This is a genomic window from Flavobacterium sp. GW821-FHT12A05 (assembly GCF_058807735.1).
In genome coordinates this window covers 1-13,990 of sequence record NZ_JBXAQY010000008.1, presented here as the reverse complement: position 1 = coordinate 13,990, position 13,990 = coordinate 1, and the positions used below count along the sequence as shown (strand labels likewise).

Sequence of the window (13,990 nt, the reverse complement as noted above, 5' to 3'; positions counted from 1 at the left end):
GAACTTTAACGCAGCTTTTAACTGCAAAACCTCGGGATTGGTTATGTTTTTAAAACGTTCCTCATTATCTTTACTAAAATAATTTTCTAATGAAGAAAGGTTTAGTTTGTATTTTTTTATTGATGCTTTCGCTGCAAATGAAGGCTTCGTTTATTTTACTTCCAATGGACGAAACTACGCAGCAAAATCATTTAAAAGCTTATGGAATAACATATTGGTGCCTAAGTAGGGATTATAAAGCCAGCTGGCTTTTAAATTATCGCGGAGGTTCCTTTTTATTGCCGGATGCAGAAGAAATTCGAAAAGAATGCAAAATACGAGGTGTTAGTTTCGAAGTGCTTTCTGATAGTGAAGAAGCTTCAATATTAAATGATATTTCGAGTCCATCACAAAATATGGAATCTGTTATTCTTGAAAAAGCACCAAAAATTGCGGTTTATACTCCAAAAGGAAAACAGCCGTGGGATGATGCCGTGACTTTGGTTTTAACTTATGCCGAAATTCCATTTACTCCAATTTACGACGAAGAAGTTTTAAGTGATCAATTATTACTTTATGATTGGCTGCACCTGCATCATGAAGATTTTACCGGACAATACGGAAAATTTTATGCAGCATACAAAAATACACCTTGGTACATTGATCAAAAAAGAGATTCAGAAGCACTGGCAGCTAAACTTGGTTATTCTAAAGTTTCGCAGGAAAAAGGAGCTGTTGCAAAAAAAATAAGAGATTTTGTTATTGGCGGCGGTTTTATGTTTGCGATGTGTTCTGCCACAGATAGTTTTGATATTGCATTAGCCGCTGATGGGGTTGATATTTGTGAAACAATGTTTGACGGAGATCCAAGCGAATCGAATTATCAGGCCAAATTAAATTATGGAAATTCTTTTGCTTTTAAAGACTTCATTTTAGAACGAAGACCTGAAGTTTATGAGTTTTCGGATATTGACATGACTGGAAAAAGAAGAGTTCCAATGGAAAAAGACTATTTTACCTTGATGGAATTTTCTGCAAAGTGGGATCCAATTCCGAGTATGTTATGCCAAAATCATACACAATTGGTAAAAGGATTCATGGGACAGACAACTTCTTTTAATGAAACCTTAGTAAAATCGAATGTTCTAGTTATGGGAACTTGTGAAATTAATGGCGAAGCAAGATACATTCACGGCGAAAAAGGAAAAGGAATGTTTACTTTTTTCGGTGGTCACGATCCCGAAGATTACCAACATCAGGTAGGAGATCCTCCAACCGTTTTAGATTTACACCCAAATTCTCCGGGTTACCGATTAATTTTAAACAATGTTTTATTTCCTGCGGCAAAAAAGAAGAAACTTAAAACGTAATTAATTCAACGAAAATTCAAACCAAATAGGAATATGGTCTGATATTTTTCTGGCCTCTTCAAGCGAATCGTAATTTTCGTAGAATAAAACGGTTCCTGAATCGATGTGTTTTAATGTATTTGATTTGTAAAAGATATTGTCAAATTCAGATGCCAGACAATTTCCTGCTTTACATTTATGTTTTAAAGTCGTTTTTTGTTTTTGCAAAAGTGAAACATACCCCATTTTTTTTAATGGATTAAAAACGGTGTGTGATTCCGGACAATTAAAGTCGCCGGTAAACATTAAATTTAGATTGGGATATTCCTGAGGTAAAAATTTGAAATATTTAATCTCTGTTTCAGGTTGTTTACTTTTTGTTATAGCATGGAAATTAACAATAGTAATGCTTTTTTTGTTTATTTCGAATGTTGCAAAGTAAGGCTCGCGGTCTATTTCGAGATGGTATTTTTTTTCAAGCCAGGGATCGCTCTTTAATTTTACTTTGCTTGTTTTCCAGAGAAAAGCATAACGCTCTTTTTTATAACTCGTTCCGCTCGTAGGATTACTTATTATGTAATCCCATTTAGTTCCTTTTTCGTTTAATATTGAGGCCAGTTTGGCAACAGCTTGTGCACCGCCATAACCGGCAACAACTTCTTGTATTGCTGCAATATCATAGTCTTGTATTGTTTTGGCAATAGAAAGTAAACTAGTTTGAGATTTTGATTTTCCAAAGTTTTCTATATTCCATGAAATAAACTTGGTTTGAGAAAATGCTTGGAATGAAGTTAAAAGAAATAGAAGAAGGTAAAATGTACTATTTTTCATTAATTTTTAAAAATCCAAATATAAGAATATAGATTTTTATTTTCCTGTTTACTTAAAAAATTAATGCTTCTTGTATCTGTTTTTTAAAGCAGTTCCAATAATTATGATTTGTAAAACCAGTAATGCCGGAATACAAATTAATTTCCAGTCAATTTCAAGCCAGCCGGTTCTTTCAGAAATAAGAGCGAAGCTTATTGAAAGAAAAAAACAAAGAAACATTGTTTTCATAATAATTTTATTATTGGTTGTGTTGATTTTCGCAAGAAGATCAAACTTATATTTAGGTTTCATGGTTAATAGTTTATACAAAGTTAAATCTATATAAAAATATTTCCTTACGGGAACCCGTAAAGGGCTGTTAAAATAGCCCTATACTAAGCCAAAATCTTTTGCAATGGCAATTAAATGCACATTATTATTAGCTTTAAAATAGATTTTTAATTTGTTGATACGTTTTTCTATGCTGCTAGTTCCGTTTGGAGTTATTGAATTTGCTTTAAATTCGTTCGAAATATTCTCTAAAATATATCCTTTTGCTAAAAGAGATAAGATAGATATGTCGTAAGATTCAATTTCAATTAGCGATTTGTCATTAAAATTAAAGTTTAGATCAGATGAAAGGATTCTTTCTTCATTTCTAAAAGTTTTTTCAAGCGCTGATCTAAGTTCCTGCATACTGTTTCTTCCTTTAGATACATAAGCATTTACACCTAAATCTTCAAAAAGGGTTTTAATGCGATACGATTTATCTTCTATAGAAAATACGATTTTCTTAAGTTCTGGCTGTACCTTATTAACCGCTTCTATTAGTTCATCGCCACTTTCAAGATCATTTTTACGATGATCTGTTTTAAATGATAAATCAGTAATAAGTAAATCGTATGGTTCCTTATCATTTAAGGCTTTTTTTACTTTTAATAATCCTTCATCACAATATTTTACATGATGAATTACGGGTATTTTTAAGTCTTCAAGAACTTGAACAACTGCGATGCTTATACTATCTAAATCTTCTGCTACTAAAACTTTTTGAAACATATTAATTATTTTTATTGGGGGAATGTTATAATTATTTTGAAACCATTTTCTGTATAATGGTCAAAATTAATAGTTCCGTTTATAGTTTTAATACGGTTTTCCACATTTTGTAAATCATTTTTTAAAATTTTTCTTTCATTTTGGGTTTTAGGCCTGTTATTGCTGTATGTTACGGTAATATTTTTTTCGATTATTTTAAAAGAAATTGCAGCTAAACTTACCTCGTTATCATTTTTCATGTACAGAAGTAACTCCTGTAATACTCTGTAGAGGATGATTTTTTTAATTTTATTTATTCTGTTCCAGTTTATATCATCCAAACCGTTTATCAATAAATTTAGATGTGGAGTTTTAAATCCCGACATTATTTCTTTTAAACCAATGCTGTATTTTTCATTGGTTACAATACTGCTGTTTTCTCTTGAAATATTTCGTGTTTGCGAGTATATTTTATCTAAGTTGGTTAGCAGCTGATTTTTATTTTTGCTATTTTCTAAATCTTCGCTTTGAGCAAAAAGTAATGCATTTTGAGTTTCTTGTGTAAGTTCATTTCGAAGTTTGTTTGAAATTTTAATTTCGCTTTCAAAAACAGCATTTTTTTGTTCTTTTTTTCCTTTTATAGACATATAAAGAGGAAGCGACAAGAGAATTCCAAATGCAAAAGTGATAATGATATAAGATATGATGTTGTGCGTTTTATGACGTTCTAATTGTAGATCATTTTCTGCTTTTTCTGCTTTAAGTTTTAGGTTTTCATCTTTATCAGCTTTAGATTCATATTTAACTATTGCGAATCCGTTTTTGTTTGTTTTTGATGCTTTTGCTAAACTATCTGTAAGATGGATATATCTTTCAGAGTATTTTTTTAAGTCACTTCCTTCACTGCATTTTATCAATACATTTAAGCAGAGAATAGTTTCCTGTACCGATTTCATTTTTGTTGCCGCTTTTAGTGACTCCATGGCATATTTTTTTGCCAGGCCGGGATTTCTTTTTTCAAAATAACTAGAAAGATGACGATAACTATTTACAATACCTTCGCTGGTTTCTGGGTTTAGTCGAATTTCTAATCCTTTGTTATAACATTTTAGCGCTTTCTTATAATTACCGGTTTGAAAATAACAATAGCCCATGTTGTCAAGAATAAAAGCGTAATTGCTGAGATCTAAATTTTTATGTTTAGAGTTGTGAACATGTGAAGCTAGTATTTCATATATTTCTATAGCTTTTTTATATTGATGTCTATCCTTATAAACGGCACCAATATTATTTAGAGCAATACGTTTTCTCCATAAACTTGTTTTTAATCTTAAAGCCTTTTTAAAATAAAGTTCAGCATCATTAAAATTATAAGTGTTTTGATAGGTTATTCCCTGAACATTATAGAGAAGCCAAGCGTATCTTGGGTTTTTAACTAGTTTTAAGTAAGGTAGTGCTTTTGTAGCTGCCATTTCACTGGAAATGAAATCTGAATTTATGTTGTAAATCTCAGCAATACAATAAAGAGCATAAACATAATCTGTTGAGTTTACTTCAGGATTACAAAGTTTAATCGCTTTATTGAATAACAAAAGAGCCAGGTCTCTTTTATCTTCATCATAATACAAGTCAGCCTTATCAATAAGTTTTTTAATTTCCTTAGCATTATCTTTTTCCTTTTTTATTGCATTTTTTTCAGTTCTATAGGATAGATATAGAAGTATTGTTCCTGCCAGGCTTAATGACAAGAATACCAATGCATATTTTAGAAACATCCTATTTTTTATAAAATACAGTATCTTCATGATTATATAGGAATAATAAGAGAAGCTTTAAATCCTTTATCCGTATTAGAATCAAAATGGACGTTTCCTTTAATGTTTGAAATGCGATTTTCAATTATTTGAAGTCCGCTTTTAGTTATAGCATCAATGTTTTTACCCTTGCCATTATCGGTATAATTAACAATGAGATTGTTCTCGTTGGTTTTAAAATTGATACCAGCCAATGTTGCCTCACTATGTTTTTTCATATTTAAGAAGATTTCTTGCAAAACCCTATAAAGGATAATTTTTTTATGCTTATCAATTTTGTTCCAATTGATATCATTCAATCCATTTATTAATATGTTTATATCAGAAGTTTTAAATTCAGATATCATTTCCTTTAGCGTGACATTATAGTTTTGACCCGTTGCAACTTTACTGTTTTCTCTTGAAATGTTTCTGGTTTTTGAGTAAATATCATTAAGATTAGAAAGCATCTGATTTTTATTTTCGCTATTTTCTAAATCTTCGCTTTGAGCAAAAAGTAATGCATTTTGAGTTTCTTGTGTAAGTTCGTTTCGAAGTTTGTTTGAAATTCTCATTTCATTTTCGAAAACAGCAGATTTTTTTTCTTTTTTACCTTTATAGGTTTTATAAATAGTAAAAAAAAGAGTTATAAGACTAATGATAGAAATGATAACATAAGAAATGTAACTTCTATTTTTTTGTCTTTGCAGCTGTAATTCATTTTCTACTTGCAGCGTTTTGAGTTCTATATTTTCATCTTTATCTAATTTTGAATTGTATTTGATATTTGAAAATGGATTTTTTTGTTTTAATCTGGCCGCTGCTACGCTATCAGTGAATTTAATATAAAGGTTAGAGTATTTTTTTAGGTCATTTCCTTCGCTGCTTTGCACTAAGAAAATTAAACAATACTTTTGATCAGCATATAAATTAAGTTCAGAAGCTTTTTTGTAGCCAAGTTTAGCGTATTTTTTAGCTAGTGCTGGATTGTTTTTGAGATAATATTCAGAAAAAGAGGTATAGCTGCTCGATAAGTTTTCACGATCTTTTATTTTAATTCTAATTTTTAAGGCTTTTTTGTAAAGATCAATTGCTTTCGGGTTTTTGAGGTTATAATAACAAATCCCTAAATTATTTGTCATTGTAGCGTAATCCATTAGATCAAGTCGGTCAGTGCTCTTTGTTTGATATTTCTCGGCATAATAGCCTTGTGTTGTCAATTTTTCGAATATGTAAGCTGCCTTTTTATATTGCTTTTGTTTCATGTAAACAATACCAATATTGTTTAAGATATTCCATTTTCTCCAAGAAGAAGTATTTAGGTGCAGCGCTTTTCTAAAATACAGCAAAGCATTTTCGGCATCGTTATTTTTAAAGTAATTAAAACCAAGAATGCAATAGGCATTCCAGGCAAACCGTGGTTTTTTCATGTACTTTAAATGTGGCAAAATCTTTATTGCGGTGGCTTCACTCTGAATGTAGTTGCCTTGGTACTGATAAATATATCCAATTGAAATTAAGGCATCGACATAATCAATTCTGTTTTTTATTGGATCTGAGAGTTCGATTACCTTCGTATAAGCATTAAAGGCATTGTTATAAGAAGCTTTGGCGAAATAATCGTCCCCAATAATGGTTAATCTTCTTACCTCAGATGTGTGATCAGGTTTTGTATGTTTAATCTGCTCATTCTTTTCGCATGAAGCTGGAAGAATAAGCAAAAAAAATAGAGAGAATAAAAATGGAATTAAATTGATAGTTTTCATCTAAGATTTTTGAAAAACACACATTAGGGTTTTTAAATTAAATTGGAATTTTAATAAAAACTTTAAATCCTTGATTTGGACTGGAAGAAAAATCAATTTGTCCTTTTATTTTCAAAATACGGCTTTCTACATTATAAAGACCGTTTTTGAATACGACTTTATCTGTTTGTATACCTTTTCCGTTATCTGTATAATGGATTAAGATATTTTTGTCTGTTTCCTTAAAATTAATTCCAACTAAAGCAGCTTCGCTGTATTTTCTCATATTTACAAGTAATTCCTGCAGAACTCTATAAATAGTAATCTTTTTGTTTTTATTGATTTCATTCCAAGATATGCTCTCTAATTCGGTAATAATTAGATTTGTATTTGTTGTTCTAAAGCCGGAAATCATTTCTTTTAGAAAAAGAATATAATTTTCATCAGTTGTAATGGTACAGTTTTCTCTCGAAATATCTCGTGTTCTTAAATAAATAGCATCTAAGTTGTTTAGTAATTGTTCCTTGTTTTCTGTCAGTGACAAATTTTTGTTTTCAACAAAAGCCATTGTATGGTAAATGTCATTTGCTAATTCGTCATGAAGTTTTTTAGAAATTCGCGTTTCGCTGTTGTAAGCAGCTTCGATTTTTTCGCGATTAGCTTTAGAAGTTAAATAGTAATATAGAATTAAGATCAGGCATAAACTTAGTATGATAATTATATAAGATATAATATTCCTGTTTTTTTGTTTCTCCAGTTTTAATTCATTTTCAGCTTTATGAGTTTTCAGCTTTAAATTTTCTTCTTTTTCACGTTTAGAATTGTACTTGATTTTGGCAAATTGATTTTTAGCCTTTTGTCTGACTTCATCAATACTGTCGACCAGATTAATGTAAATGGAAGAGTAGTTTTTTAATTCTTTATCGCTGCTATTTTTAATAATCATTTTTAATGATGATAATCTTCCGTCAACATAATTTATCTTGCCGGATTCTTTGTAGCTTAAAAGAATGTATTTTTTAGCCAGAGAAGGATTTTGTTTTTCATAAAATTCAGCAAGATGTATATAGCTTTTTCCTAAACCAAGAGGATTGTTCCTTTTTTGTCTCACTTCTAAAGCTCTTTCCATATAAGCAAATCCCTTTGCAGTATCATTCAATTTGGAATAACAAAGGCCAATATTATCTAATACTGAACCGTAGAAGTCTTTGTCTCGAATGACTTCTTTTTTGTTTTCTAAAGGAAGAAAAATGTCAAGAGCTTCCTCGTATTTACCTTCTTCAATTAATGCAGTGGCAATATTATTTTTTGCTGCTAATTTTCTCCAGTTTTTTGTATTTAGTTCTAGAGCCTTTTGGTTGTAAAGGATTGCATTTTTATAATCATACGTGTCCAGGTAGTTAGTGCTTAGAGTAACATATAGATTCCAGGTGTGAAGTTGGTTTTTTACATATTTTGTATAAGGCAGAGCTTTTGTTATGGTGGCTTCGCTCCCGGCGTAATCACCGTGATTCTGCTGAATGATTGCCATACGGTTTAATGTGCTAATATAATTTTCGGCATCTTTTAGCGGTACGCAGATAAAAATGGCCTCATTATAATAATAAAAGGCGCTGTCTAATTTATTCTTGTCAAAATAAGTATCGGCAATTGCAATTAGTTTGTCGACTTTAGTCTTGTTATATGCTTCTTTTTTGTCAACGGAAGCCTTTTTCTGACAAGAGAAAACTAGTACTAAAGTAACGATTAAGGAGTAAAAAAAATGTATTCTTTTTGCAATCATGCGCCAAAAATAAAAAATCTGAATTCCTGTGAAAGCGTATAAATACCTGTTTTTGTAAAATTTTCAATTTTGTATTTTTCGGTTGTTCATTTACAGGCAGATACAAAGAAGCCCTCTGATACGAGGGCTTCTGGTTTTGAAAATGTTGTAAAATTTATCTTTCTAAAAAATTAAACAGCTCTTAAACCTGTTGTAATGGCTAATCTGTTCCAAGAGTTAATTGTGATGATGGCAAGGATGATTTCGGCCAAATATTTCTCATCAAATAAGTTTGCTGCATTTTGATAAACTTCATCAGAAACATGATTGCTGATTAGAGTCACTTGTTCTGTCAAAGCTAAAATTGCTTTTTCTTCTTCAGTAAAAACATCAGCCTCGCGCCATGCACTTGTTAAGTAAATACGTTGTTCTGTTTCGCCTTGTTTTCTGGCATCTGCAGTATGCATATTGATACAAAAAGCGCAGCCATTAATTTGTGAAGCACGTATTTTAATTAACTCTTTATGAGTTGGTGTTAACGAAGTAGTAGAAATATATTTTTCTAGATTCATTAACGCTTGATAAGCTTGTGGAGCAACTTCTGGAATAACGATTCTCGGTTTCATTTTTATATGTTTTAAAAGTTTGATACAAAGGTCAGGGAAGTATGTTTAAAAAAACTTGAACTACTTCAAGAAATTCGGATCAGACTTTGCCGGCCCTGATTTTACTCATAAACTCAGCCGAGAAATCTAAATAGGAGGCAAGCATATACTGCGGAACTCGCTGTACAAACTCAGGATTTAAATCATTAAAATGATGATATCGTTCTTCTGCCGACATCGTAAACAAAAATTTAATACGCATTTGAGCGGCGCCAAATGATTTTTGTGAAACGATCCTAAAGTATCTTTCCAGTTTAGGAATTTGAATTAATAAAGATTCGCAGACACTTTTTTCAATAGCAATTACATCACAGTTTTCTACCGCCTGAATGTAGAAATGAGACGGGGTGTTGTTATGATAGCTCAAATAGTCTGTTATCCACCAATTCTCAATTGCAAATTGCAATGTTTGTTCCGTTCCTTTTGGATTAATTATGTATTGTCTAACGCATCCTTTTGTGACAAAATACATGGTATTGCATAACTGTCCTTCTTTTAGTATATGGGCTTTCTTTTTTATTTTGGCAGCAGTAAGACACGATGCTATATTATCGATTTCTGAAGGGGTTAGAGTTACAAATTTCTGTATATGATCAAAAAGTGCGGTAAACATTCTGTATTGTTTAAATGACTTATAAAGATAAGTGAGATTTAGATAAAAACAAAAAACCATCCGAATTAACGAATGGTTTCTTTATGATAAGTAAGTAATCTAAATTGAGTTTATAAAACGTTTATTTTACTTTATTAAGTATTGCTTTGAAAGCTTCTGGGTGGTTCATAGCTAAATCTGCAAGAACTTTACGGTTCAATTCGATTCCGTTAGCTTTAACTTTCCCCATGAATTGAGAATAAGACATTCCTTCTAATCTAGCTCCAGCGTTAATACGTTGAATCCATAATGAACGGAAATTTCTTTTGTTCTGTTTTCTGTCACGGTAAGCGTAGCTCATCGCTTTCTCTACCGCATTCTTAGCAACTGTCCAAACGTTTTTACGTCTGCCAAAGAAACCTTTGGCTTGCTTCATTATTTTTTTTCTTCTTGCTCTTTTAGCAACTGAATTTACCGATCTTGGCATAATTTTAATGTGTTTTTGTAGCAGGCGTCCTGAATTGAATCAAAGGAACTTAAAGGCCATACTCCAAGGTTATATAAATAATTTTTTAACCTAAAGAATTATTAGATAATTCTTAATTGTTGTTTGATGCTTTTCATATCTGTTGAGTGAACTAGCGCTGAGTGTGTCAAAGCTAATTTACGTTTTTTAGATTTTTTAGTCAAGATGTGACTTTTAAAAGCATGCTTTCTTTTAATCTTTCCAGAACCAGTAACTTTAAAACGTTTCTTAGCGCTAGATTTAGTTTTCATTTTAGGCATTTTTCCTAGTGTTTTAATTTATTCTTACTTACTTATTTTTTTAGTTGTCAGTCTCGGTTTTCAGTTTACAGTATGAAAACTGAAAACTGCGACTGCAAACTGTTTTATTTTTTCTTCTTAGGAGCAATGAACATAATCATTCTCTTTCCTTCAAGAACCGGCATAGCTTCAACTTTACCATGTTCTTCTAAATCTGTAGCCAAACGCAAAAGTAAAATTTGTCCTTGGTCTTTATAGATGATCGAACGTCCTTTAAAGAAAACAAACGCTTTTAATTTAGCTCCTTCTTTTAGAAACTTCTCAGCATTCTTTCTTTTAAATTCATAATCATGCTCATCAGTTTGAGGACCAAAACGAATTTCCTTTACTACAACCTGCGATGATTTAGCTTTTAATGCTTTATCACGCTTCTTTTGTTCGTAAACAAATTTCTTATAGTCCATGATTTTACAAACCGGTGGCTCAGCATTTGGTGAAATTTCCACCAAGTCTAATTCAAACTGATCTGCTAGACGTAAAGCTTCTGCAAGCTTAAATACACCTGGTTCGATGTTCTCGCCTACTAACCTTACTTCCTGTACACCACGAATATTGTTGTTTATTCTGTGTGCATCTTTTTTTTCTACTCGAGGTTGAAAACCTCTGTTACTTTTTATTGCTATGACTTTATAATTTAAGTTAAACTGTAAACACTTTTAATGTCTTTTTTATTTCTTCGTCTACAATCGAAGCAAATTCTTCGATAGAAACTGTGATATTACCTTTTCCTTCTTGCCCGTGACGTCGAATAGAAATCGTGCCGTTTTTCTCTTCTTCCTCACCAACGATAAGCATAAATGGGATTTTCTGCATTTCTGCATCTCTAATTTTCTTACCGATAGTTTCATTTCGGTTGTCAATTAGGGCGCGAATTTCGTGATTTTCTAGCAAATCTAAAACTTTTTTAGCATAATTTTCGTATTTCTCGCTCAAAGACAAGATTATAGCTTGTTCCGGCATTAGCCAAAGTGGGAAATTTCCCGCAGTGTGTTCTAGTAAAATTGCGATGAAACGTTCCATAGATCCAAAAGGAGCTCTATGAATCATAACAGGTCGATGTAATTCATTATCAGCACCTTTGTATGTCAAATCAAAACGCTCAGGTAAGTTGTAATCTACCTGAATAGTTCCTAGCTGCCATTGTCTTCCTAAAGCATCTTTAACCATAAAGTCAAGCTTTGGACCGTAAAATGCAGCTTCGCCATATTCAACAACAGTATTTAGGCCTTTGTCTCTAGCTGCGTTAATAATAGCATTCTCTGCCTTTTCCCAGTTTTCATCTGTACCAATATATTTTTCTCTGTCTTCTTGATCTCTCAAAGAAATTTGAGCTGTAAAGTTTTCAAAGCCTAATGAACCAAATACATATAATACTAGATCTATTACTTTTTTAAACTCCTCGTCTAATTGTTCTGGAGTACAAAAGATATGCGCGTCATCCTGAGTAAAACCTCTAACACGAGTTAAGCCATGTAATTCACCGGATTGCTCATATCTATATACAGTACCAAATTCAGCGTAACGCTTAGGTAAGTCTTTGTATGACCAAGGTCTTACATTATAAATCTCACAGTGATGAGGACAGTTCATTGGTTTCAATAAAAACTCTTCACCTTCAGCAGGAGTATGTATCGGCTGAAAACTATCAGCACCGTATTTAGCATAGTGACCAGAAGTTACATAAAGTTCCTTTTGTCCAATATGTGGACTCACAACTTGCTCGTAACCCGCTTTCTTTTGAGCTTTCTTTAAAAATTGTTCTAAACGCTCTCTAAGTGCAGCTCCTTTAGGCAGCCATAAAGGTAAACCTTGACCTACTTTTTGAGAGAAAGCAAACAATTCAAGTTCCTTTCCTAATTTACGGTGGTCACGACGTTTTGCTTCTTCAAGAAGTTCAAGATACTCAGTTAAATCTTTTTGTTTAGGGAAAGAAGTTCCGTAAACACGAGTTAATTGTTTGTTCTTTTCGTCTCCTCTCCAGTAAGCACCGGCAACACTCATTACTTTCATGGCTTTGATAATTCCAGTATTCGGAATATGACCTCCACGACATAAATCAGTAAAAGTTGAATGATCACAAAAAGTAATAGTACCGTCTTCAAGATTAGAAATCAATTCAGTCTTGTAAACGTTGTCTTTGTACATCTCTAATGCATCAGCTTTGCTAACTGGACGCATTTTGAATTCATGTTTTCCTCTTGAAATCTCAAGAACACGATCTTCGATCTTTTTAAAATCAGCCTCAGAAATCTTTTGGTCTTCAAAATCTACATCATAATAGAATCCGTTAGCAATTGCAGGTCCAAGAGTCAATTTAATTCCAGGATATAATTCCTCGAGCGCTTGCGCCATTACGTGCGAAGTCGAGTGCCAGAAAGCTTTTTTACCTTCAGCATCATTCCAAGTATATAAAATAAGATTACCATCGGTCGTTAATGGGGTCTCGGTTTCAATAGTTGTACCATTAAAAGATGCAGAAATCACGTTTCGTGCAAAACCTTCGCTAATGTTTTTAGCGACCTCCATTGGAGTTACGCCTGAAGCGAACTCTCTAATTGACCCATCGGGTAAAGTAATCTTGATCATTGTTTATAATTTTGTGAATGCAAATATAAGTGATTACAAAAATACATACAATATATATGTATAAGATTGCTATTATATATATGTAGAAAAAGTTTATTGTTGTATAAAGGTCGTTTTGTTGTTCTGTATATATAGTAGAGTTAATTAGATTTCAATTTTCTGTAGGGGCTCACTGCAGATGTCTGGATGTTATATATAAGTATAGATTCTCAATTGTCAGGCTGAGCGAAGTCGAAGCCCTTTTATATATATATGATAAGGAGCTTAATCCCGCTATCCGTTCCGCACGAGCGATAGCGAACTGACGAAGTAATCTTTTGTGCCGAACCCCGGCACAAAAGGATTTCCACTTCTATCGGGGCTATGAAACCTATTTCTGGAAGAAAGAATCATGAAATAAGGAAGCAAAGCTCTTTTTAAAAAGAAAAGCCAGCAGAAAAAAGAACCTTTGCGTCTTAGTGCCTTCGCGGCAAAACCATATAAAAACCAGCTTAAAACCTGATAACTCCGCAAAAACGACCTTAAAGAACAAGTGTAAAATATAGAAAAACGAATGGAAAGTGGAAAAACCTGACAAAGCTTCAAGAAATATTAAAATGTAAAGATGCTGTTATCAGAAGGTTAAGATAAAAAGCAAAAAAAGATTAAAAAAACCTGTAGAAAAAGCTTGTTTAACTCAATAAAGGTGGTACTTTTGCACCCGCAACAACGACAAACGTTCCCTGAAACACTGACAAGTTTGAATAATTAAAGAGAAAAGAAATTTTCGAAAAAAGATTGTGAAAAGCTTGTGAGAATGGAAAACGGATGTTACATTTGCACCCCGCAAAACACGGAAAGTTCCTT

At 32.2% G+C, this 13,990-nt stretch carries 13 protein-coding genes; 1 reads left to right on the top strand and 12 read right to left on the bottom strand.

Translation table 11 applies throughout. From position 1 onward, the window contains the following. Positions 1-89 precede the first annotated feature (89 nt). Positions 90-1,349 carry an asparagine synthetase B gene (locus AC1RRQ_RS18520; protein ID WP_493024499.1) on the top strand — a complete coding sequence of 420 codons (1,260 nt, stop codon included), beginning with the start codon at positions 90-92 and terminating at the stop codon, positions 1,347-1,349. Here the strand turns inward: AC1RRQ_RS18520 and AC1RRQ_RS18515 are convergent, their stop codons facing one another. The 12 genes from AC1RRQ_RS18515 to thrS form a co-directional block, all read right to left on the bottom strand. Beyond that, on the bottom strand, positions 1,350-2,159 hold the full coding sequence (locus tag AC1RRQ_RS18515) for an endonuclease/exonuclease/phosphatase family protein (protein ID WP_493024498.1): 810 nt from the start codon (positions 2,157-2,159) through the stop codon (positions 1,350-1,352). It lies immediately after the preceding gene. A 60-nt stretch (positions 2,160-2,219) separates the two neighbouring features. After that, entirely contained in the window at positions 2,220-2,450 is a 231-nt protein-coding gene (locus tag AC1RRQ_RS18510) for a hypothetical protein (RefSeq protein WP_493024497.1), read from the bottom strand. Positions 2,451-2,528: 78 nt separating this feature from the next. Next, the gene (locus AC1RRQ_RS18505) at positions 2,529-3,197 is read right to left on the bottom strand and encodes a response regulator (protein ID WP_493024496.1); all 669 of its coding nucleotides are present in this window, start codon (positions 3,195-3,197) and stop codon (positions 2,529-2,531) included. A gap of 11 nt (positions 3,198-3,208) precedes the next feature. After that, on the bottom strand, positions 3,209-4,951 hold the full coding sequence (locus AC1RRQ_RS18500) for an ATP-binding protein (protein ID WP_493024495.1): 1,743 nt from the start codon (positions 4,949-4,951) through the stop codon (positions 3,209-3,211). Positions 4,952-4,983: 32 nt separating this feature from the next. Then, complete coding sequence (locus AC1RRQ_RS18495; RefSeq protein ID WP_493024494.1) at positions 4,984-6,735, bottom strand: tetratricopeptide repeat-containing sensor histidine kinase; 1,752 nt, start codon at positions 6,733-6,735, stop codon at positions 4,984-4,986. A gap of 37 nt (positions 6,736-6,772) precedes the next feature. After that, a complete protein-coding gene (locus tag AC1RRQ_RS18490; protein WP_493024493.1) occupies positions 6,773-8,497 on the bottom strand; it encodes a tetratricopeptide repeat-containing sensor histidine kinase in 1,725 nt (574 codons plus the stop codon). Positions 8,498-8,667: 170 nt separating this feature from the next. Next, entirely contained in the window at positions 8,668-9,102 is a 435-nt protein-coding gene (locus AC1RRQ_RS18485; protein ID WP_493024492.1) for a carboxymuconolactone decarboxylase family protein, read from the bottom strand. 79 nt (positions 9,103-9,181) lie between these two features. Further along, positions 9,182-9,754, bottom strand: coding sequence for a Crp/Fnr family transcriptional regulator (locus AC1RRQ_RS18480; protein ID WP_493024491.1), 573 nt, complete (start codon positions 9,752-9,754; stop codon positions 9,182-9,184). A 121-nt stretch (positions 9,755-9,875) separates the two neighbouring features. Further along, positions 9,876-10,220, bottom strand: a complete 345-nt coding sequence (gene rplT, locus AC1RRQ_RS18475) for a 50S ribosomal protein L20 (protein ID WP_008464948.1) — start codon at positions 10,218-10,220, stop codon at positions 9,876-9,878. A gap of 101 nt (positions 10,221-10,321) precedes the next feature. Further along, positions 10,322-10,519: a 50S ribosomal protein L35 gene (gene rpmI / locus AC1RRQ_RS18470; protein WP_007810722.1), complete on the bottom strand. Its 198-nt coding sequence runs from the start codon at positions 10,517-10,519 to the stop codon at positions 10,322-10,324. Between the two features lie 104 nt (positions 10,520-10,623). Next, positions 10,624-11,175 (bottom strand): translation initiation factor IF-3, encoded by a 552-nt coding sequence (infC, locus tag AC1RRQ_RS18465; protein ID WP_073489566.1) that lies wholly within the window; start codon positions 11,173-11,175, stop codon positions 10,624-10,626. A 22-nt stretch (positions 11,176-11,197) separates the two neighbouring features. Beyond that, positions 11,198-13,144, bottom strand: coding sequence for a threonine--tRNA ligase (thrS, locus tag AC1RRQ_RS18460; protein ID WP_493024490.1), 1,947 nt, complete (start codon positions 13,142-13,144; stop codon positions 11,198-11,200). Between the last annotated feature and the right edge of the window lie 846 nt (positions 13,145-13,990).

What these genes read in the sequence shown, in the direction of transcription:
- AC1RRQ_RS18520 (WP_493024499.1), top strand. Translation starts at nt 90, where the DNA reads ATGAAGAAAGGTTTAGTTTGTATTTTTTTATTGATGCTTTCGCTGCAA.
- AC1RRQ_RS18515 (WP_493024498.1), bottom strand. Translation starts at nt 2,159, where the DNA reads ATGAAAAATAGTACATTTTACCTTCTTCTATTTCTTTTAACTTCATTC.
- AC1RRQ_RS18510 (WP_493024497.1), bottom strand. Translation starts at nt 2,450, where the DNA reads ATGAAACCTAAATATAAGTTTGATCTTCTTGCGAAAATCAACACAACC.
- AC1RRQ_RS18505 (WP_493024496.1), bottom strand. Translation starts at nt 3,197, where the DNA reads ATGTTTCAAAAAGTTTTAGTAGCAGAAGATTTAGATAGTATAAGCATC.
- AC1RRQ_RS18500 (WP_493024495.1), bottom strand. Translation starts at nt 4,951, where the DNA reads ATGTTTCTAAAATATGCATTGGTATTCTTGTCATTAAGCCTGGCAGGA.
- AC1RRQ_RS18495 (WP_493024494.1), bottom strand. Translation starts at nt 6,735, where the DNA reads ATGAAAACTATCAATTTAATTCCATTTTTATTCTCTCTATTTTTTTTG.
- AC1RRQ_RS18490 (WP_493024493.1), bottom strand. Translation starts at nt 8,497, where the DNA reads ATGATTGCAAAAAGAATACATTTTTTTTACTCCTTAATCGTTACTTTA.
- AC1RRQ_RS18485 (WP_493024492.1), bottom strand. Translation starts at nt 9,102, where the DNA reads ATGAAACCGAGAATCGTTATTCCAGAAGTTGCTCCACAAGCTTATCAA.
- AC1RRQ_RS18480 (WP_493024491.1), bottom strand. Translation starts at nt 9,754, where the DNA reads ATGTTTACCGCACTTTTTGATCATATACAGAAATTTGTAACTCTAACC.
- rplT (WP_008464948.1), bottom strand. Translation starts at nt 10,220, where the DNA reads ATGCCAAGATCGGTAAATTCAGTTGCTAAAAGAGCAAGAAGAAAAAAA.
- rpmI (WP_007810722.1), bottom strand. Translation starts at nt 10,519, where the DNA reads ATGCCTAAAATGAAAACTAAATCTAGCGCTAAGAAACGTTTTAAAGTT.
- thrS (WP_493024490.1), bottom strand. Translation starts at nt 13,144, where the DNA reads ATGATCAAGATTACTTTACCCGATGGGTCAATTAGAGAGTTCGCTTCA.